At 46.4% G+C, this 19499-nt stretch carries 18 protein-coding genes and 1 pseudogene; 8 read left to right on the forward strand and 11 right to left on the reverse strand.

Features of this window, described 5'->3' with window-relative positions:
- Positions 1-370 precede the first annotated feature (370 nt).
- Complete coding sequence (locus MSMTP_RS19960) at positions 371-634, forward strand: hypothetical protein (RefSeq protein ID WP_048178580.1); 264 nt, start codon at positions 371-373, stop codon at positions 632-634.
- Positions 635-768: 134 nt separating this feature from the next.
- Here the strand turns inward: MSMTP_RS19960 and MSMTP_RS08160 are convergent, their stop codons facing one another.
- A complete protein-coding gene (locus tag MSMTP_RS08160) occupies positions 769-984 on the reverse strand; it encodes a type II toxin-antitoxin system HicA family toxin (protein ID WP_048178581.1) in 216 nt (71 codons plus the stop codon).
- On the reverse strand, positions 977-1183 hold the full coding sequence (locus tag MSMTP_RS08165; RefSeq protein ID WP_048178582.1) for a type II toxin-antitoxin system HicB family antitoxin: 207 nt from the start codon (positions 1181-1183) through the stop codon (positions 977-979). Before MSMTP_RS08165 ends, MSMTP_RS08160 begins: the two co-directional genes overlap by 8 nt.
- 102 nt (positions 1184-1285) lie before the next feature.
- On the opposite strand from MSMTP_RS08165, the gene MSMTP_RS08170 reads away from it, so the two are divergent.
- A complete protein-coding gene (locus MSMTP_RS08170; RefSeq protein ID WP_048178583.1) occupies positions 1286-1594 on the forward strand; it encodes a hypothetical protein in 309 nt (102 codons plus the stop codon).
- A 341-nt stretch (positions 1595-1935) separates the two neighbouring features.
- Here the strand turns inward: MSMTP_RS08170 and MSMTP_RS08175 are convergent, their stop codons facing one another.
- Together MSMTP_RS08175 and MSMTP_RS19155 are read right to left on the reverse strand one after the other, a co-directional pair.
- On the reverse strand, positions 1936-2475 hold the full coding sequence (locus tag MSMTP_RS08175; protein WP_048178584.1) for a GNAT family N-acetyltransferase: 540 nt from the start codon (positions 2473-2475) through the stop codon (positions 1936-1938).
- A 2-nt stretch (positions 2476-2477) separates the two neighbouring features.
- The gene (locus MSMTP_RS19155) at positions 2478-2624 is read right to left on the reverse strand and encodes a hypothetical protein (RefSeq protein ID WP_156153746.1); all 147 of its coding nucleotides are present in this window, start codon (positions 2622-2624) and stop codon (positions 2478-2480) included.
- Between the two features lie 148 nt (positions 2625-2772).
- Here MSMTP_RS19155 and MSMTP_RS08180 point away from each other — a divergent pair, with 148 nt between their 5' ends.
- Together MSMTP_RS08180 and MSMTP_RS19160 are read left to right on the forward strand one after the other, a co-directional pair.
- On the forward strand, positions 2773-3396 hold the full coding sequence (locus tag MSMTP_RS08180) for an ATP-binding protein (protein WP_048178585.1): 624 nt from the start codon (positions 2773-2775) through the stop codon (positions 3394-3396).
- Between the two features lie 281 nt (positions 3397-3677).
- Positions 3678-3842 (forward strand): hypothetical protein, encoded by a 165-nt coding sequence (locus MSMTP_RS19160; RefSeq protein ID WP_156153747.1) that lies wholly within the window; start codon positions 3678-3680, stop codon positions 3840-3842.
- A 147-nt stretch (positions 3843-3989) separates the two neighbouring features.
- On the opposite strand, the gene MSMTP_RS17935 is transcribed toward MSMTP_RS19160, so the two are convergent.
- Both MSMTP_RS17935 and MSMTP_RS08190 read right to left on the reverse strand, forming a co-directional pair.
- Positions 3990-4511: a winged helix-turn-helix domain-containing protein gene (locus MSMTP_RS17935; RefSeq protein WP_052718327.1), complete on the reverse strand. Its 522-nt coding sequence runs from the start codon at positions 4509-4511 to the stop codon at positions 3990-3992.
- 213 nt (positions 4512-4724) lie between these two features.
- Positions 4725-5024, reverse strand: a complete 300-nt coding sequence (locus MSMTP_RS08190; RefSeq protein ID WP_048178586.1) for a hypothetical protein — start codon at positions 5022-5024, stop codon at positions 4725-4727.
- Positions 5025-5886: 862 nt separating this feature from the next.
- On the opposite strand from MSMTP_RS08190, the gene MSMTP_RS08200 reads away from it, so the two are divergent.
- Together MSMTP_RS08200 and tnpC are read left to right on the forward strand one after the other, a co-directional pair.
- Positions 5887-7134 carry an ATP-binding protein gene (locus MSMTP_RS08200; RefSeq protein WP_048178588.1) on the forward strand — a complete coding sequence of 416 codons (1248 nt, stop codon included), beginning with the start codon at positions 5887-5889 and terminating at the stop codon, positions 7132-7134.
- 122 nt (positions 7135-7256) lie between these two features.
- Positions 7257-8849: pseudogene (gene tnpC, locus MSMTP_RS18480) on the forward strand (IS66 family transposase).
- A gap of 159 nt (positions 8850-9008) precedes the next feature.
- Here the strand turns inward: tnpC and MSMTP_RS08220 are convergent.
- From MSMTP_RS08220 to MSMTP_RS08230, 3 genes are all read right to left on the reverse strand, one after another.
- Positions 9009-10574 carry a histone deacetylase gene (locus tag MSMTP_RS08220; protein WP_048178589.1) on the reverse strand — a complete coding sequence of 522 codons (1566 nt, stop codon included), beginning with the start codon at positions 10572-10574 and terminating at the stop codon, positions 9009-9011.
- A complete protein-coding gene (locus MSMTP_RS08225; protein ID WP_048178590.1) occupies positions 10571-12292 on the reverse strand; it encodes a hydantoinase/oxoprolinase family protein in 1722 nt (573 codons plus the stop codon). Before MSMTP_RS08225 ends, MSMTP_RS08220 begins: the two co-directional genes overlap by 4 nt.
- Positions 12293-12562: 270 nt before the next feature.
- Positions 12563-15181 (reverse strand): PAS domain S-box protein, encoded by a 2619-nt coding sequence (locus tag MSMTP_RS08230; protein ID WP_231582969.1) that lies wholly within the window; start codon positions 15179-15181, stop codon positions 12563-12565.
- Positions 15182-15482: 301 nt separating this feature from the next.
- Here MSMTP_RS08230 and MSMTP_RS08235 point away from each other — a divergent pair, with 301 nt between their 5' ends.
- Positions 15483-15668, forward strand: a complete 186-nt coding sequence (locus MSMTP_RS08235; RefSeq protein ID WP_048178591.1) for a hypothetical protein — start codon at positions 15483-15485, stop codon at positions 15666-15668.
- Positions 15669-15777: 109 nt separating this feature from the next.
- On the opposite strand, the gene MSMTP_RS08240 is transcribed toward MSMTP_RS08235, so the two are convergent.
- A complete protein-coding gene (locus MSMTP_RS08240) occupies positions 15778-15933 on the reverse strand; it encodes a rubredoxin (protein WP_048178592.1) in 156 nt (51 codons plus the stop codon).
- A gap of 164 nt (positions 15934-16097) precedes the next feature.
- Positions 16098-17348: a Glu/Leu/Phe/Val dehydrogenase gene (locus tag MSMTP_RS08245; protein ID WP_048178593.1), complete on the reverse strand. Its 1251-nt coding sequence runs from the start codon at positions 17346-17348 to the stop codon at positions 16098-16100.
- A gap of 377 nt (positions 17349-17725) precedes the next feature.
- Here MSMTP_RS08245 and MSMTP_RS08250 point away from each other — a divergent pair, with 377 nt between their 5' ends.
- Complete coding sequence (locus MSMTP_RS08250; protein ID WP_048178594.1) at positions 17726-18787, forward strand: tyrosine/phenylalanine carboxypeptidase domain-containing protein; 1062 nt, start codon at positions 17726-17728, stop codon at positions 18785-18787.
- Positions 18788-19499: the final 712 nt, after the last annotated feature.

Here is a 19499-nt window from a genome sequence, read left to right on the forward strand (position 1 = left end):
AACAAGCTTTTCGCAAACCTTTTCAGACCACCTTTCTACGGCCCGAGTTACAGCCCGAGTTACAGGTTACGGATAAAGTGCTTATCTTCCAATGGAAAGTGATGCTGGAAAGGCCTAACTTGCTTCTGGATTAGGTCACAAGACGTATAAGAGAAGCTCCGGAAACAGATTGAGAGGTTTCTTGACTTTAGTTATGTTGAAATGATGATCCTGGAAATGCAGATTAAGGGACAGAATGTCCATTTTACAAAGGGGACAAACGGGACACAATGGGGACATAAAGGGGACAAAAAAGACATAAAGACTTACTAAAGCCGCACTAAAGCCGCATAAGCCGCACTAAAGCCGCATTAAATTCCTGCGTGAAGCGGTGATCAATGCCGTTGTCCATACCGATTACTCCCAGAAAGGAGCGCCCATAAGAGTCGCCTTTTTTGATGACCGCATTGAGATAGAGAAATCTGAAAGCAAACACAACTTAAAACTTCCCGGTTCCACTCCGGGCTGCCTTTCAATCGACTTCTGCTCCAGGCAGCCGAAAGAGCTGAGGGACAGGAATTGCTATGTGATCAGGACCGGGAAAGGCAATTTTGCTATTTTTAATAAAACAGGTTCCGGAAGGCTGTCAGAGTGAAAAAGCGAGGCAAAGAGTTCCGGGTTTTTCGAGGTTCTGGGTGTTTGAGAGGACGGTAGGCGGAGAAGTGAAGAGAGCAGCCCCGGGTAAATATAATAAAAAAATTATACACCGGACGACTTCTTGAAAATGAGTTAAAGTTGTTCCAGAAAATCTTCGAGGGTAACATCAGCCTGTTTGAGGATACTTTTCAGCGTGGATTTTTTGACAGGATCGTGCATAGGTACGGTTACCATATCTGCACCCCTTTGAAGCACGACATGGCTTCCTCTCTGCCTGACGACAACAAATCCCAACCTGCTCAGGGCTCTAATCACCTTTTTTCCGGAAAGGGAAGGAAGCTTAGGCAATTGGTACATCCACCTTTGTGACTTCTCCGAGTACCTGGGATTGTTCCCTCGTCACTTCAAGTACCAGCTGGATGGCTTCTTTTATGTTTTCAAGAGCCTCTTCTTTCGTGTCGCCCTCACTGATAGCAGCCGGCAGTTCCAGGCACTGGGCAGTATATCCCCCTTCCTCGGATTCCTCAAGCCTAACTGTAAATTGCATAATTACTAATTGGTAATTTACTTATTAATACACTTCTCAGGCTTTGTTCTGATTTCCTGATTTGAGAAGGACAGCCCCCGGTTGAAATATAAAAATACAGTTATGCATCCGGCGGGTCATAACAGGCAGATAACAGGCAGGGTCAGTTCGGAAAGCGAGTGCCACATCGGGCCCAGGGGGAACAAAAACTCCGTTTTTGACGTGTACTTCAGGGACGAAAAGACGCAGGAACCTGTCAGGGTATTCACGTATGAAGGGATGGAAGAGTTGGACTATTCGATCTTTACGGAAAAATGCGTCTATTTCTTCGATGGGAAGAACTTTCCCGGGGGGGAGGCGGGCTGGACCTCGGCTGGCACAAAATCGCTTTTCCGGCGAGCAGGTTTCGGAAATATTCGGACAGGCGACTGATTCCTGCTTATTTTTTGAAATTGGGGATGGTGGTTTACTTTGTCGTTTTTCCTGATTTTCAGTTTTATAGGGGTGGGGTCGTTTTGAATGATGAGAGGGGGTTCAGGCCGGAGCATGTTTTTAAGATTGATCTGGGGAGGAGGGGGATGGGTGAGAAGTGTACGGGGGGAGTGTAGGGGAGCAGCCCACCGGGAGAAATATAATAAAAAACTACGTTTAAAGCCCCATAATCTCGGAATACAATAAATTTTTGACAAAGTGTTCGTTACCCTTAGCCTGATAAGTATTCAGAAACTCCCTGATTATAGGATTCACGACAAAGATCTGGATAATCAGGACTTTTAATTTTCAGTCTCAGTATTCATTTCAGCAATTATCGGCTGCATGTTAAGATACATTGGAACGAATTCTCGGTTTTTGTATTTCTCTACAAGTTTGAATTCATTCAGTTGATAGAAGCCGATTGAATTTCTTTTGGAATCAACAAGAATATATCTGCACCCTATTATACTATCGCAAACAGATAATGTTTTACCTATGGCTGCAAGCAATAGGTATGTACCTATCCCTCTTCTTTCGAATCTGGAATCTACCGAAAGTCTTGCAATTTTGACTCCAGGATACTTGCGGTATTCGTAATGTTCAAGTCCGTCTATTACAGCCTTAGCTTCGATTGTATCTGCTATAAGAGTAAAAAATCCTACCAGTTCGTTCTTCCAAAAGCACAAACTGGTCCTGCTTATCAAATTATTTTGATCATTAAAAGCATCATTTTTCAGAAAATCATTCAATTCCCTGCTTAAACAGCTAAAAGAAGAAAGATTGTGGTTTTTATTAAGAGGGATTGTATGAAGTTCAGAGTCTGGAATTATGAAACTCAAGCTTAAAACCTGTTATTCTCATGTATTTTCTTTGCGCGCTTGAACATTCCCACCATTTTCTTTGAAACTACAGGATTTTTTTCGTTCCTGAAAAACTCCTTTGCATCTTCTCCTTCAAGAACAAGACCAAGTTCTATAGGCTTTGCCATTGTCAATTCCTTCTTTTTTATTATCGAATAATTTATGCTAGCCTTATATATATTCTTATTGCAGATGTAACCACCATTGCAAATAATGTAACATTTTGATTTCATTGCTGAGAATTACTCTACCTCTTCAACTGCCCGGTACTTCACAATGGGGAGCTCATATCAGGTTGCCTTTTTTGATGACCGGATTGAAATAGAAAACCCGGGAATCCTGCTTCCGGGCCTGACGGTTGAGGATATGCTACAGGGCGTATCAAAGATACGCAATCGGGTTATTGCTCGTGTATTCAGGGAACTGGACCTTATCGAGCAGTGGGGAAGCGGTGTCCGGCGCATGTTCAAAGAAGCAGGAGCACTTGGGCTTCCCGAACCTGAGATAGTTGAAGTGGGTATGAGGGTGAGGTTCATTGTTCATCTGGCGGAGTCCATTGCAGTACAGCCTGAATCTAAAGAAATAAGAGGGATACTGGATATCACAGAGCACCAAGTCAGTGAACTTGGTGCCAGCACCGGCACTATGTTGGAGCTTCGCCGGCACCAAGCCGAAGTACTCAAAAAATGTAAAAATGAATGCTCTATTGTCGATCTGATGGAGGTCACTGAGAGGACAGACCGCAGCAAATTCAGAAAGCGTATACTAAGTCCTCTGCTTGATGCAGGTTTCATTGAAATGACAATCCCGGACAAACCCCGTAGCAGTAAGCAGAAATACCGCATGACGGCTAAAGGTGAGGCATTTTTAGCTAAAGAGGATCAGGGGGGCGTTGAATAAACACAGCACTTCTTTCATATGTGGAGTAACTCTTTAGAGTGGATTCATGATGAAAATTGTCACCAGACCTACACTAGATAGGCACAAGTTGGTGATTGGGATAAATGATTTTTTTGAAAGATTTGTGGGGGTTTAGAGAGTTGCTCAGCAAAATATAATAAAACAGTTATACCTCTTTGGAGTTACAATCACTCAGCCCTCCCCCCTAATTCCTCCACGAACTCTCCACCCGCGGCTACTCCAATGAGCGAAACTTCTCCGAATACAAAAGCAAAAACAACTTGAAACTGTCCGGTCCAACCCCGGGCTGCCTTTCAATCGATTTCTACTCCAGGCAGCCAAAAGAGCTGAGGGACAGGAATTACTATGTGAGCAGGACCGGGAAAGGCAAGTTCGCTATTTTTGAGGAAAACAGGTTTGAGAGAGCTATTGAAGTCCGGGATTGAGGCTTGAGGCTTGGGTTTTTGAGGTTTGGGTTTTGGGGGACGGTACCCGGAGAAGTGGGGGAGCAGTCCGCAGGCGAAATATAATAAAACAGTTATACTCAAACAGTCCCACAGGCAGTTTTCCCTACTTTACTCTTCTATTACTTCTCAGTGTCCACCTCTAGCAGGTCCGACTCTTATGAGGAAACCTTTTTTCTTTAAGGTGTTCAGGTTCTTTTGGACTGCAGAGGGATTTATTCCAAGTTTTTCGGCAAGTTCTATTTTTGAAATTGCTGGATTTTTTTGTAGTAAGATCAGGATCTTGCGCTGGCTTTCATTGAGTTCAGACCACCTTTCAGACCACCTTTCAGACCACCTTTCAGACCACCTTTCTACCTCCCTTTCTACCTCCCTTTCTACCTCCCTTTCTACCTCCCTTTCTACCTCCCTTTCTACCTCCCTTTCTACCTCCCTTTCTACCTCCCTTTCTACCTCCCTTTCTACCTCCCTTTCTACCTCCCTTTCTACCTCCCTTTCTACCTCCTTTTCTTCACTTTCTTCAAAGTACTTTCTCTTAAAAGTAACAATTAACTGGGTCCCGACTTCTTTAAAATCAGCTTCTGAACAGGTAAAGATTCCAAAGGCGCAAAAGACGCCAAAGACGCCACAAAGATGCCATAATCGCGCCAAAGGTATCATGACCAAAGACGTTAAATGATCATAATCAAGCCTAATGCGCCATAAAAAAAGATGTCATTAAAAGTCTCCAAAGACGCCACAAACGCGCCAGGGAACTTGACCTTATTGAGCAGTGGGGCAGTTGAGGAAAACATGCCCTGGAAAAACCTATTTTCGGGTATCTTATTTCCAGCCTTTGCCCTGAAAAGTCAACCAGTGACATCTTTACATCATTTCTTTCTCTTTATTCAGTGCATCTATTTTTGCACTTATCTTATCCATTTCCTGTTTGTACCTGGCTTTGATTTCTTTAACATCTTTGTAGATAAGCAGGCTTTCATCACTGATTCCTTCCATTGACTCTATATGTGCTACGAATTCATCTCCACCTTCATCCAGTCTCGGTTCTACTTTCCGCCATTCCGCATACTTAATATCCAGCTCTTCTTTCCTTTTGTCTTCGAGCGTAAAAATCTCATCCCAGAAATCCATAATCTGGCTTTCGAGCTCTTCTTTTGTAGGCATTATCTTCCCCCCTGTTCGTTAAACTATTTTATTAGAGCGTTCCTATTAATTCCTTTCAGTAGCTTTTTTTTCTGTCAACTGCCAGGCCAGCTTCTTCAACCAGTGATCTAGGCCCTCATCGAGTATCTTGCACTCCCGGATTCTGTTGGGATTTTTATGATTTACGAACAGCGGTTCTTTTTTGGAAAAATGCTGGCTAATAGCCATAACAACCTTATTAGCCTTATTTGGGTCGTTCTTGTACGGCCGTGAAGTCGGTCGGCCTTTCCCAAATGTAAATGAATAAAGAGTGAAATAAAAAGCAAAACTTGGCATTAAAGAGATGGTAAAAAATAACTCAAAATCTGCATCAATTTAGACTTTCATTCAGGAACATGAGAGAGCAGAGGAAGATTTACTTACTACATTATAAACCCCGCATTCAAGCCATAATAACTCCTCATTAATACCGCAAAAACCGCACAAATTCCGCATTAAAGCCGCATAAGCCGCACTAAAGCTGCAAAAATGGATGCCGAACAAGTAACCGAACAAGTAACCGAACAAGTAACCGAACAAGTACGAAGATTGCTCTTCTTTCATAACGTGGTATTCACAGCGTATTAGAGAATTATCCCCTCAGATACGAGTGATTCTGCTCATAAGCTTTGACATCCTACTTGAAAATATGCTAATCCAGATTAGCATAAAAACCAATAATATGCTAATCAGGATTAGCATAAATATCAAAAATATGCTAATCCTAACTAGCATAAAAGTCAATAATATGCTAATCAGGATTATCATATAATGCAGAAATATGATATACCAGTTACACATATAATTCAGGTACACGAAAAACCTTGCTGGACAGAGGGATAAAATGTTAAACCTTGCAAAGTACAACTTCCACTGGAGAGAAAGCTTCTTTTATGGTTATGATAAGCGCCGAGACCTCTATTATGAATTGCTTAAATACGTTGATGTCCGGCCTGCCGTGGGCGTGATAGGACTTCGCAGGACAGGGAAGACGGTGCTTTTGAAACAGCTCATAGATTACCTGATCGAAAAGGGGGTTGAGAGAGAAAAAATTCTCTATTTTTCCTTTGATGAAACCGTTTTCTCTCTGGAAGAGGTAATCAGTGAATTTCAGGCGCGGATAGGGGTCGAACTGGGAAAAGCCGGCAAAGTGTACATCTTTCTTGATGAAGTCCAGAAACTTGAAGGCTGGCAGGACCAGTTGAAGTATTATTATGACAGCTATCCGGAAATCAAGTTCTTTGTTTCAGGGTCTTCATCCCTATTTTTGAGAAAGAAAGCTGAAGAATCCCTTGCAGGCCGAATTTTCCTCTTCCAGATGCCGGTGCTTAGTTTCAGGGAATTTCTCCGCTTGAAAGGGGATGAAGAAATGGCTGAAAAACCTGAGCTATTTAAGGAGGCACTGAAAGAGCAGGTGCTCCTCTACGTCAGAAGACAGTTTCCGGAACTTGTAACGGCAGATGAAGCTTTTATCCATCTGTATGTGGAGTCCATCGTAAACAAGGCAGTCTATGACGATCTCCCTAAAATCTTCCCTATAGAATATGAGGACCTGCTCAAACGCATACTCTACATTGTAGCCTCAAACCCTGGGATGATAACGGATTACGAGGGTCTTGCAAATGATCTTGGTATAAATCGGATGACCCTTACAAAGTATATCTCCTACCTTGAGAGGGGCTTTCTCCTGCAAAAATGCTATAATTTTTCCAGAAACCTTCTAACAAGCGAAAAGAAGACCAAGAGGCTTTATCTCACAAGCCCGAGCCTTGTCGTGGATCTCTGGGAAACCCCTGATTTCGGAAGGGTTGTCGAAAATCTCGTAATCAGCAGTTCACAGGCCAGGTTCTTCTGGAGGAACGGGCGGGATGAAGTAGACTGTGTGCTCGTCAAAAAGGGTAAGATCATCCCGATCGAGTGCAAATATAAAAACAATATCAGGGAAAGGGACCTCAGGGGGCTGCTCAAATTCCTGAATAAATTTGAAATTCCCGGGGCTTATGTCATCAGTGAAGACCTTGAAACCGAGAGAGTAATTGACGGGAAAGAAATTATAATCATACCTCTCTGGAAATGGCTGCTTGAAAAATAAATGTAACAATTCACGTTTTAGAAGATTTCCAGATTAATTTTTAAACTTTGTTCAAAGGTCCGCAACTAAAAAATAATATTTTCAAAACATTTTTTTACTTTGAAAAATATATTAGCCATTCAATGAAGAACGTTCCTCAAGATGAAACAAAAAACATGAAGGAACAAGTAAGTGATTTGGAACAAAAAATCACACAATTAAAGGAAGAACTCGAAAAAGAGCGTAACGAGAAGCAAAGCAGTTTGCAGCACGTAGAAAAGCTCAAAACAGAGAATGACAACCTCACAAAGCAAACTGAACGCTTCAAAGAGCGTGCAAAAAACCTCAGAAATGAAAATAAATATCTCAAAAAACAACTTGCTCAATTTTAGGGTTCTGCACCTGTTCTCGCATCATCTGACAAGACTTCTGAAGCAGGTGGTGTTCCATCATCTAAAACTTATTACCGGCGAAATAGACAGGAAGGGCCGAAAAAAGCCAGAGGTGGTCAGCCTGGACATGTTGGACACGGGCGAAAAACACCAATTCCCAACTCTCCTCCTATATATATCAAAACGGAAGAATGTCCATGTTGCGGCACTCCTCTGGGCAAACCTGTTAAAGGTGCCAAAGAAACCCGTACCATCACTGAAATCCCAGTTCCAAAACCTACTATCTTTGAAATTATTTATCAAAGATATTGGTGCAAAAAGTGCAAAAAGATGGTTCGTGGAGAAGTTTCATGGATACCACCAAACCAGGAGTTTGGACCTTCTATAGCTTCATGGGTTGCTTATCAGCGAATGTTAGGATTGAGTATAGAAAAGATTCAATCCAGCTTGTATGAGACATATAATATCAAGATTAGTAGAGCCACTGTGCTTAAACTGGAAAAATGGGTGGCAGATACACTTCAGGAAGACTATGAGAAACTCCATAAAGAAATAGTAAGATCAAAGGCTGTCAATGGCGACGAAACGGGATTTAGGATAAACGGTAAGAATAGCTGGTTATGGGGTTTTACTTCTTTATTAGGTACTTACTATAAAGTTTCTCCAACTCGTGGTCACATAGTACCGGAAAGAATACTTGAAGGATTTAAAGGTGTTCTGGGAAGAGATGCCTGGAAACCGTATGATGTAGTAAAATGTGCGGGACATCAGCTTGACCTTCTTCATGTGAATAGGTGGTTGGAAAGAGCTGAAATTAAACACAAGATAGAACCTCGAAGTCTTTTAACATCCAAGCCTGCAAAAAGGACAAAACCTGGAAGACCACCTAAAAAGTTCATAGAATTCGTTGATGGTGTTCGATCAATTCTGAAAAGAGCAATTGAGTTCACGCAGAAAGATCCGCCTCCATCAATGGAAAAACGTAAAAATGCTTGTAAAGAGTTCCAAAAAGAGATGAAGGCTCTACTCAATAGACAATGGACTGATGTGGATGTCATCAGAATATCAAAAGAGCTTCGAAAGAGACAGTCCATGCTATTTACGTTCATGGAATTTGAGGGAGTACCCTGGCACAATAATGACGCAGAGCGTGCGATGCGTAAAGGAGTATTGCATAGGAAAATTAGTGGTGGGAGAAGGACATGGTACGGTGCTGGAGTATTTGAAGTGCTTCTGAGTATTTATGAGACGTCAAAGATGAGGGGGAAAAGATTTATGGAAATGTTGAAGGAAAAATTTGAGATACCTCCGAATGAAAGGAGTAGAAATACCTCAGCTTCTTAAACGTGAATTGTTACAAATAAATGAGCTGGCGTCAATTCTTGACGCCTCTTCATGATTTTACTTCTTGAAGTCGCTTCTTGGGCTCACTTTTTGACTTTTCTTCATCTCATCCACTGGCCTAAAAGTTAAAAAATAAAGGGGGCGGAATGGCTAGCCCCTTTATAAAACGGTTTCCTGCCTTGTTTTCGGATTGTAGGTCTTATACACATCCGCTTTTTTGTCCTGCAGGTAGACGTGGTCGTATTTAATGTCGTGGGTCCGGTTCCTGTAGGCTTCTATGGCTTCTTTGCGGCATTTTTCGCAGGCGTAGATCGGGATGGAGACACAGAAGACCTTTTCCCCGCTGTAGCCGTGCTGGGCCTGGGAGTCGATGGTCATGTAGCCAAGGCAATCAGGACACATTCTTACGCTTTCTTCTTGAGACTCCTGGATCATGTCGGTGTCGTAGAAGATGTTCTTTTTGCGCCTGTAGAAGTCACCGAGGCTGGCAACGGTTTCTTCGACCAGGAAGTCCCGGTTTTTCCAGTTTTCAAGCTGGACCCTGATGATTTCGTCAAGCGTCTGCCTGTCCCGCTTTGCCTGGACGAACATACCCGGCGTGTAGTCCGGTTCGCGGACGTGGGAATAGTCGAGCCCTGCCATGGCAAGGATGATGGCCGTATTTACGTAGGGGAGAGCTGTCTCGATTGCGTAGCCTCCTTCCAGGACCGCGATGTCCGGGGCGAGTTTCTCGTTCAGTTTCGCGTAGCCCTGGGCGGAAAAGCGCATGTTTGCCAGGGGATCGGTGTAGTGGTTGTCCTGGCCTGCGGAGTTGAGGATAAGCTCGGGTTTGAAGTCATCCAGGATCGGGAACACAAGGTTGTCCAGGATGTAGTGGATTCCCTCGTCAGGCGTGGCAGGGGGGAGCGGGATGTTGATTGTCCGGGCAAGGGCTTTTGGGCCTCCGAGTTCGTTCATGAAACCCGTACCCGGGAAAATGGTCCTCCCATCCTGGTGGAAAGAGATAAAAAGGACGTCCGGGTCATGGTAGAAGATCTCCTGGGTCCCGTCCCCGTGGTGGACGTCGGTGTCCACGATTGCGATTTTCCGTATCCCGTACTTTTTACGGAGGTACTCTACCAGGATTGCTTCGTTATTGATGTTGCAAAAACCCCGGTTCCCGTGGGAAACCCGCATGGCGTGGTGCCCTGGCGGCCTTGCCAGGGAAAAGGCGTTTTTCACCTCTCCTTTCATGAGGGCGTCGGCAAGAACCAGGCTGCACCCGGCGGAGATCTGGTGCGGGACGGTTGCCTGGGCCTCGATATCCGGCACGCAGAAGTGGACACGCGCAATGTCCTTGAAATCGGCAAGGCGGGGCTTGTATTCGGCGATCTGGGGCAGGTCCATAAGGCCTTCTTCGAAAATCTGGTCCCGCGTGTAGAGCAGGCGCTCTTCCCTTTCCGGGTGCGTCGGGGAAATTGCCCAGTCAAAGGCCGGGAAGAAGATAAGGCCGGTTTTTCCCTTTTTCGGCTGGAAGCGGCGGGCGGTTCTGATATGGGATTCGGGCTTTTCCATGTTTATTCCTTCTTCTCCCTGTCCTTTTTCATTTATTACTTCCTGATCTTCGTCCCTACTGTCAATTTCTTCTTCTTCTTTTCTTGCTTCCACATCTTTCGCTTCCGCTTTATTTTCCTGCTCCGGGCTGCCTGTCAGGACATCCCTTATTTTTCCAAGGCCGAGCTTCATGCCTGTTCCTCCCGTTTCCATTCAGGGATCAGGCCTGCAGGGATCTGCATGCTCACGTCAAAAAGCCTGCCCACGGTTGCCCAGCCCCGAATCATGTTGAAAACCTCGCTCCGTGTGGTTTCGGCTTCCCCGGCGTACTCGGAAATCCCGAAGTGTTCAGCCCTTTTCCTGAGGAGTTCGGCGGCAAGGGCTTCGGCATCCTCGCTGCGCATCTTGTTTATGTTCTTGATCCCGGTAGTGTGGAGCTTGACGACGTCTCCGTCCTCGGCTACCGAGTACTCCTTCCGCTCGGTATCCACATGGAGGTTCAGGGTAAGGGTGGGCCTTGCAACGGCTGCTCCGATTGCGTTTCCTACTTCGGCATGGTTAGGGATTACGGGTTTGGCGTCCAGTTTTTCCGCAACCTTCGAAATCAGGCCCCTGGCTCCCCCTCCTATGCCAACGACGTTTCTCAGGTCTTCCCTTTTCTCCTGGAGGACTTCCCAGATGCGGTATGCTGGTTCCTGTTCCCATTCCAGGAACATCTCCTTCACCGCAGCAGCGATCATTTCCGTGGCCTTATCCACAATCAGCTCTGACACTTCGATTTCCGTTTTCCCAAGCTCAGAGGCAATTCCTGCAATCGCTTCCTTTGCAAGATTGAGGTCTCCTATGCTGCTGATGCCAAGCACCCGCAGGGCGTCAGTGGGCGTCGGTTCCGGGCCTCCCAGGCAGAATGCAGGACCTTTCCGGTCGGGGCCGACGCTTATTTTCTTTTCCCCGGAGTTTTCATTTTCGGATACAATGACCCTGACCATGCTGTCCCCACCCACAGGGATCGAGCGGACGGCAAAAGCCCGGATGTGGGTCAAGAAACGGTCCAGTTTTGCACCCCTGGAAGCCATCAGGGGTTCCCCGGAAAGGATCAGGGCAAGGTCGGTGGTGGTGCCTCCAATGTCTACGACCACCGAACTCTCCCCATCGCGGGTCAGGGCAAGGGCCCCAATTGTGCTGGCAGCAGGCCCCGAGAAAATCGTTTCTACCGGGACTTCCGCGGACTTTTCAAGGGGAAGGGTCCCTCCGTCGGCTTTGAGGATATAGACCGGGGCTTCGATTTTCCTTTCCGAAAGCGCTTTTCGGATCTCCCCGACAAATTCCCGGTAGCGGTCCTTTACGGCCGTGGCAAGCATGGTGGTTGCAACCCGCCTTGGGAAGTTCAGCCTTCCCGCAGTCCTGTGCCCGAGTTCGATTTTTAGGCCAGGCACCGTTTCTTCCAGGATTCCTTTCACTCTCTTCTCATGAGCCGGGTTTCGCTGCCCGAACTTGGAAATAACCGCAGCCCTGGAAAAACCCTGCTCCTTAATGAGGGCAGCCGTTTCCCTGACCTCTTTTTCGTCCAGGTGCTGGATTTCCCTGCCCCGGTAGTCCACCGCCCCTTTCAGGATGAAACTGTCCGGGAAATTGTAGCCTGCAGGGTTCATGCCCGGCCCCGGGACGAGCAGCAGGGCCACAGGGTCGGTTTTGCCTTCGGCAATGAGGTTTGTGATTACTGTTGTGCTGAAGACCACCCTTTCAAGCTGCCCGGGAGAAACTCCCTCGCTGACAGCGTCAAGGGCGGAGATTAACGATTCAAGAAGGTTACGGGGCTCTGTCGGGACTTTAGCGGTACTGCGCACTTTTCCGTTTTCAATGAGCACAGCATCGGTTGTCGTGCCCCCTACATCAATTCCGATTAACATTCACGTTTCGCCTATCCTTGCCTTTCCGATTCATATGTAATTTAGTCATCAGTTCCGTATCATCCGTTTTTTAGCCAGTCTGAAAGAATTAGGCTTACTATAGAAATAATTTGTGTGATGAACTTCCCCAGCCGCAAAACAGATGGTTTTTTTTCCAAAAGAATGCCGGGTGAAAATCCAGGTCCTCAAAAATCTAAGCTTTCAGGTGAAGGTTTCAGGGAGGGGCAGTTTTCTCCCTATCATCACAGAGCCCGGTTCGGTCCCGGGCGTCTACCCGATGTCCTTGAACATGATTTTAAAAGTGGAACCGGCACCGTTTTCAAGTTCGATGCTCCCTTCGATCTGGTCAACGAGAGCATTTACAAGTTGCAAGCCAAGGGAGGCGTTTTCTTTGAGGTCGATTCCTTCCGGAAGGCCTACCCCATTATCCGAATAAATAAGTGTATAAAGCTGCTCTTTTTCGGAAGCCCTGCCGTCCTTTTCAGAAACCGAAACCCCGCACTCCCCCTCTTGTCCCGGAGCCGGCTCGCATTTGAGAGAAATCAGGATTTCTCCTTCCCTCTTCTCAGGGAAGGCATATTTCAGGGAATTGGAGAAAAGTTCATTGAGGACTATACCCAGGGGGACAGCTGTGTCTATTCCCAGGTAAATATTTTCCATGTTCATGTGAAGTTGAATTTTCTTGTCTCCCACGCTGTATGACCTGAGAAGTTCCGTGCTTAATTTCCGGAGGTAATCCGCAAAATCAATGCTTTCCATATCTCCTGATTTATAAAGTTCCTCGTGGATGAGGGACATGGAGATTACGCGGTTTTCACTTTCCTGGAAGGCCTTGACGACCTCTTCGTCTTTGAACTTATCTGCCTGGAGGTTGAGCAGGGAGGAAACAACCTGGAGGTTGTTTTTTATCCGGTGGTGGATTTCCTTCATGCGGATTTTCTCTGCTGTTGCGAGGGCTTCCTCTGCAACTTTCCTCTCGGTAACATCGTAAATAGAACCCTGAATGAACATGATTTCCCCGGAGGGATCGCAAATACTGTGGACAATGTCGTGGACCCACCTGACCTCCCCGTCCTTTCGCAGGATCCGGTATTCGTGTTCAAGGATGCAGTCAGGATCGGATTCAATTTTTACCCTGCTTTCAAGGATCATCTGCCTGTCTTCCGGGTCAACGGATTCGAGCAATCTCACTTTGCCTGAAAGAAAATCTTCCTCCCTGTACCCGCTGATTTCCTCCACGGCTCCATGTAAGAAGATGGGATCAAAATTCATATCAAGTCTGAAGGCTATCCCCTTGAAGTTCTGTAAAAATGACCGGTAACGCTCTTCACTTTCTTTCAGTTTTTCCGAGGCAATTTTTACCCCGGTAACGTCTTTCATCACACCGAGAGCTCTGCAGACCTTTCCGTCCTCATCCCTCTGGTAGACCCCTTTGTTTTCCACGAAAAAGTAGCTCCCGTCCTTTCGCCGGAACCTGAACTCTTCATGGAACTTTTTCCCGCTTTTCCAGCATTTCCTTAGCTCTTTCTGCACTCTTCTGCGGTCTTCAGGGTGGATATGTTCCAGCCAGTCATAGAAATCAAAATCCTGGATTTCATTGTAGCTGTAACCCGTAAGCTCCTGGACCGCTCCCGCCCATTCGACAGTGCTGCTTCTCAGGTCCAGATCATAGATCAGCTGTCCTGTCTGTTCCGCAATAAGCCGGTACCTTTCCTCGCTCTTTTGTAAGTGTTCTTCGGTCCGCTTACGTCCGGTGATGTCCAGCATCACTCCCACAAGCCCTTCTACTGTCCCGGAAAGGTCCTTGTAAGTGGCTTTATTGAGGAAAAAGTCCCGCTCCACCCAGTCACTGCACATTACTTTTGATTCATAAAACTGGACTCCTCCCTTCCGCAACAGCTGACCGTCCATTTTTTTATAAACCGCTCCCAGTTCGACGGGAATTTTTTCTTTGAGTTCGTCTATCGAACGGCCGATAACTCTCTCCTTGGGGAGGTCCATAATCCTTCTGGCGAAAAGTTCGTTGCAGCCCCTGTAGATCCCTTCCGTGTCCTTGTAAAAAACAGGGGCAGGAATGGCATCAAGAAGGGTTTCCAGGAAATTTACTTTGTACCGGAGGGCTTCTTCCATTTCTTTCCGCTCAATGGTTTCCGAAATCAAAACCGAAACGGAATTAAGGAAGTATGTGTCCTCCTTTGTAAAATTCCTTTTTTTCTTGCTGTGAACCGATATTAACCCGAAAGGCTTTTCCCTGCTCCCGATCAGGACACTCATCCCACTGGCCTTTAAGCCTGCTTTCTTTTTAAGCATAGTCCCGACCTCCTCATTCCAGCTAACTCCGGCATCAAGGCGGAAGCTCCCATAGGGCAGGAGTTTCAGGATTTTGCAGTATTCGACCTCAAGGGTGGAGGCAACCAGGGCTGTGGTTTCTTTTATCATGTCTTCCAGGTCCGGGACCTTGAGAGCCAGTCCCCCCAACCTGGAAAGGGCTTCATGCTGCCTGTCTCGCATTCGCAGTTTTTCTTCCGTCTGCTTCAGGGAAGTGATATCTGACCCGTAGATAACTGCATACTTGCCTCCTGCCGGGGAGGTGAACGTGATTGAATATACTTTTTTTTCTGCTCGTAATTCCATTTTTTTCGGTTTCTTCTGGAATACCACATTTCGGACAATTTTCCCGATATCAGGAGGAAGTTTCTCTCCGGCACGGATATTCCAGAATTCGAGTAAAGTTTCACCTGTCCGGTTTGCATAGAGAACCGTTCCGTCGTTTCCGATCCTGAGAATAAGGTTAGGGCTGTTTGCAAGAAATTCTTCCATCCAGTTCTCTTCTTTTTCCACATTTTTTTTATCCGCAAAGTCTATACCAGACCCTCCCCTGTTTTGCATTTATTTATATCTAATTTAATTATTTATTATTTGTTAACGGTGAATACTTTTCATCCCCGGAACTGTAGAACTCTCATCCAAAAATTACACCCCTATGTATGTGAAAATACGAATATATAACTATAGTATCATTTTAAAAGTTATGATTCCGTGAATTATATATAAAAAACCGGTATCATGGGGAATATAGTCTGAGAACTCCGGCGAGTAGCCGCCCGGTAAAATCCCCGGGACTTTCCTGCGAATTTCAGGAAAGGGTTCCGCATAAAGCTGTAAACGTTTTAAGGAAAAGGTGTCTGTCATGGAAGATTTTAACCAGCTCAAAAGGAAACTCGACGATATGGAAAATTCCGAACTTGCCGAGTACGTCATGAAAAAATACCCTGAAAACCAGGAACTCTGGTACGGGTCCAAAAAGATTATAGTCAGGAGAGTCCTGAATTTCGAAAGAAACCTGATGAATGAAAAGGAAGCCACTGGTCAGTAAGCTACTCTCCACAAGCTTTCCTTATTTTTTGTTTTTTAGCTTCCTGTTTTTTGGTCTTTTCTTTAATTTCTGGCTTTCACATGGATTCAAACATCGTTTAAAGTTATCTTCAGAGCATCTTTTCGAACTTTTCCCTCGGAGCCCCACAGCGCGGGCATTTCCAGGACTTGGGAAGTTCCTTGAAAAGTGTTTCGGGGGATATGGATTGTGAGGAATCCCCACAGGTCGGGTTGTAGATGTACCCGCAGTTTAGGCATCTGTACATTTGGATCACCTTTTAAGTTTAAGTGGACCTGATTTGCTTCTATAAGCCTGATTTGCTTCTATAAGCCTGATTTACTTCTATAAGCCTGATTTGCTTCTATAAACCTGATAGGTTTCAACGAGTATGAAACCCCATACTCCGGATCGGCTGTCCGTTCCCGACCCTCAGATCCAGCCCCGGAGCTGCATGGCTTCAACGACCCTGCCAACGGCAAGGGTGTAGGCCGCCTGGCGCATACCTATGTTGTTTCTTTTCGAGAAATCAAGCACCGAATGATAGGCTTTTTTCATTCTCCGGGCAAGCTTCTCCTGGACTTCTTCCTCGTCCCATTGCATACTGCACTGGTTCTGGACCATTTCGAAATAGGACACTGTTACCCCGCCCCCGTTGCAGAGGATGTCCGGGATTACGTGAACCTCTTTTGTTAAGAGGATGGGGTCGGCATCTTTGCTGGTGGGGCCGTTGGCAAGTTCGGCCAGGATTTTTGCTTTTACCCGGCCTGCGTTTTCTTCGGTTATAACGTTCTCGAGGGCTGCCGGGATAAGGATGTCCACGTCCAGCTCCAGGAGTTCTTCGTTCGTGATGTTTGCAGTTCCCGGGTAGCCGAGCACCGAGCCTCTGGAAAGCTTGTGTCCGGAAACGTCTTCCGGGTCCAGCCCTTTTTCGGAGTAGATTCCGCCTTTGCTGTCACTGACCGCAACGACCCTGCAGCCGAAGAGCTTCTTGGCAAGATAAGCTGCGTGGTACCCGGCGTTCCCGAAACCCTGCACGGCAACTGTAGAGTCTTTTAGCTCCAGTCCCAGCTCTTCTGCAGCTTCCTTTATGGCATACCAGCCTCCCCGGGCTGTTGCATCGTACCTGCCTGCGGAACCTCCAAGGCTTGTTGGTTTTCCGGTAATGATCCCGAAGACGTTTTTCCCCGCAAGCTTCGAATACTCGTCCATCATCCAGGCCATGATCTGGGGGTTCGTGTAAACATCAGGGGCAGGCACGTCCCTATCCGGTCCGATTATCTGGTAGACCCCCCGGATATAAGCCCGGCTCAGGCGTTCAAGTTCCAGGTGGGACAGTTCTTTGGGGTTGCAGATGATCCCTCCCTTTGCTCCTCCCAGGGGCAGTTCATGCAGTGCACACTTCCAGGTCATGAGGGCTGCAAGGGCCCTGATCGTCTCGATGGTCTCTTCCGGGTGAAAGCGGATCCCCCCTTTGGTAGGCCCCAGAGCTTCGTTGTACTGGATCCGGAAACCCTTGAAAACCTTTATCGAACCGTCATCCATGTTGATCGGCAGGGAAACATAGAGTTCCCTCATGGGTATTTTCAGGAATTCTTCGATATCAGGAGTGAACTTGAGACCTTCGGCACAGGTGCATACATGGTCCTTCACGTCATTAAGAAGATTAGGATCCGAATTCATAATTACCCCCACAGAAGAATGGGATTCCGGGCGTTAAATAGGTATTGGAACCACGGTCAAACCCCCGGTTCAATATCCTTTCCTGATTTTTTAGAATATGCAAAAATTTAGAATCAGCATTTTCTTTTTATAAGTTTATAGCAAATAGTAGACCGGGGATTAAGTATCTGTCTTGAAGGGATTAATTATCAGTTCCTGGGAACCAGCTGATAAGGATTTCCGGCGGCTGAACTGAAATTTACGGTGAATGAACTGAAATTTACGGGGGAGTAGCCATTATAGAATTCGATTTACTGTCCGAGGCCTGCGTCCTTAAACATGACTGGCGCCTCTTTGACATTGAAAAGCAGCTGAATATCCTGCGTTACATAAACCCGGTGAATGGGGGCAGGGAAAGGGCAAAGTTCCTGAAGGCATACGCCGCTGGCAAATCCTACGACCCTGTCTTCGAATACGAGGAGCCGGGTCCGGAAGTTGGGGAGTTTTGCAGGAAAATGGGGCGGATAAGGGGTAAACTTGAAAACTGCAGGGCTTCTTTCTTTGCTCCCGTTTACATCGAAAAAATTGACAGGCTCCGGAAACTGGCTGAACTCCTGAAGCACAGGGATTCTCCCGCTTTCGGGCCTGAGCTTGTATCTTATTTCGGACCCCCCTCAGAAAAGGTCCTCCGGGAGGCTGGAAGAAATCTCAGGATGTTTCAGGTTGCGGACGAGCCTGAAAACCTGGGCCCGGCTGCGGTCCGCGGGATTTTTGAAAATGAACTCCGGGCTTACGGCCTGGAATGGGAAGTCAGGCCCTTCCTTGAAGGTGGGGCGAAGCTGGCTGTCAACTCCACCCGGGGGGAAGTATACGTTGACCTTTCCGCCCGGTTTTCCGAAAATAGTATCAAACGCTACCTCTACCACGAAATCCGCACCCACGTTTTCAGGGCTGAAAACGGGAAAAGGCAGCCCCTTACAATTTTCCTCTCCGGTTTTCCGGGCTACAGTGAAACCGAAGAAGGGCTCGCCGTTTACAACGAATACGCAAACGGCCTCCTGGACCCTGAAACCCTCAAGAAATACAGCGCAAGGGTAATAGCAGCTTCAATGGTCCCTCATGCCTCCTTTTCCGAAATTTTCGAAGAAATGCTCCGGCACTTCCCCCCGGAAAAAGCCTACACGATTACCCAGCGGGTCAAAAGAGGAATGGTAGACACATCCCTTCCCGGAGGCTACACAAAAGACTACATCTACCTGAGCGGCTTCCTGAAAGTCCGCGACTTCCTGCAAACCCGGCCCTCAAAATCCGCTGCCCTGAAAACTCTGTATTGCGGAAAAATCGGCCTCGAAAACTTTGAAATGGCCCGGGACTTGCTCGAACGGGGTTTCCTGAAAATGCCGCGCTACCCTCCCGAAATGGAGCTTCCGGCTCAGGATGCAGTGATGAAAATGCGGTGATGAAAATGCAGTGATGAAAATGCAGTGATGTCATAAGTGCGAAAAATATATTCTTAGACCGACTCTCCTTTTCTCCTTACTTTTCAGAACCCCGGCCCCTCACCGGGCGCCGAAGGCGGCCGGCTTTTCCCACCCGAATTGCGCTTCGGGATCGCAGTAAATCGAAGATTTACTGGGAGTTGCACTGCAAGTGCAACAGCACGCGGTCCTTTTCGGTCGCTTCGCTCCCTCAAGAGGATTTAATAATCGGTTGAGGACGCATTCAGGCCGCTTTGGTTTTAAGAGATCGATCAAAAAAAAGGACACGTTTTGCCTTTTTATATTGGAATCCTTTTTTCAGTCATCGGGATGCACTTTTTAGTTATCATAATACCTTTCTTCAGTCATCGGGATGCACTTTTCAGTTATCAGAATACCTTTCTTCAGTCATCGGGATGCACTTTTCAGTTATCAGAATATACTTATCAGTCATCTGGATACACTTTTTAATTATTGAAATGTAGTTTTCAGTCATCTGGATGCACTTTTTGGTTATCACAATACACTTCAAAATTTACTTTATAGAATATTTAGCAAATTAATCGTAAGATTGCTTCTCCTGGTGAAAAATCTGTTTCTTTTCAATTATTTTCAAGGAAAGGCCGCTCGCCTGCGTCGAGCGTGGGGTGGGCACGGGTTTGCCATCTAAACGGTTACTCGGATTTTTAAGACC

The organism is Methanosarcina sp. MTP4 (assembly GCF_000970045.1).
Classification (GTDB): Archaea; Halobacteriota; Methanosarcinia; order Methanosarcinales; family Methanosarcinaceae; genus MTP4.

What these genes read in the sequence shown, in the direction of transcription:
- MSMTP_RS08235 (WP_048178591.1), top strand. Translation starts at nt 15,483, where the DNA reads ATGGAAGATTTTAACCAGCTCAAAAGGAAACTCGACGATATGGAAAAT.
- MSMTP_RS08245 (WP_048178593.1), bottom strand. Translation starts at nt 17,348, where the DNA reads ATGAATTCGGATCCTAATCTTCTTAATGACGTGAAGGACCATGTATGC.
- MSMTP_RS08225 (WP_048178590.1), bottom strand. Translation starts at nt 12,292, where the DNA reads ATGTTAATCGGAATTGATGTAGGGGGCACGACAACCGATGCTGTGCTC.
- MSMTP_RS08190 (WP_048178586.1), bottom strand. Translation starts at nt 5,024, where the DNA reads ATGCCTACAAAAGAAGAGCTCGAAAGCCAGATTATGGATTTCTGGGAT.
- MSMTP_RS19155 (WP_156153746.1), bottom strand. Translation starts at nt 2,624, where the DNA reads ATGGCAAAGCCTATAGAACTTGGTCTTGTTCTTGAAGGAGAAGATGCA.
- MSMTP_RS08220 (WP_048178589.1), bottom strand. Translation starts at nt 10,574, where the DNA reads ATGAAGCTCGGCCTTGGAAAAATAAGGGATGTCCTGACAGGCAGCCCG.
- MSMTP_RS08200 (WP_048178588.1), top strand. Translation starts at nt 5,887, where the DNA reads ATGTTAAACCTTGCAAAGTACAACTTCCACTGGAGAGAAAGCTTCTTT.
- MSMTP_RS08170 (WP_048178583.1), top strand. Translation starts at nt 1,286, where the DNA reads ATGCATCCGGCGGGTCATAACAGGCAGATAACAGGCAGGGTCAGTTCG.
- MSMTP_RS08180 (WP_048178585.1), top strand. Translation starts at nt 2,773, where the DNA reads ATGGGGAGCTCATATCAGGTTGCCTTTTTTGATGACCGGATTGAAATA.
- MSMTP_RS08230 (WP_231582969.1), bottom strand. Translation starts at nt 15,181, where the DNA reads ATGCAAAACAGGGGAGGGTCTGGTATAGACTTTGCGGATAAAAAAAAT.
- MSMTP_RS08240 (WP_048178592.1), bottom strand. Translation starts at nt 15,933, where the DNA reads ATGTACAGATGCCTAAACTGCGGGTACATCTACAACCCGACCTGTGGG.
- MSMTP_RS08165 (WP_048178582.1), bottom strand. Translation starts at nt 1,183, where the DNA reads ATGCAATTTACAGTTAGGCTTGAGGAATCCGAGGAAGGGGGATATACT.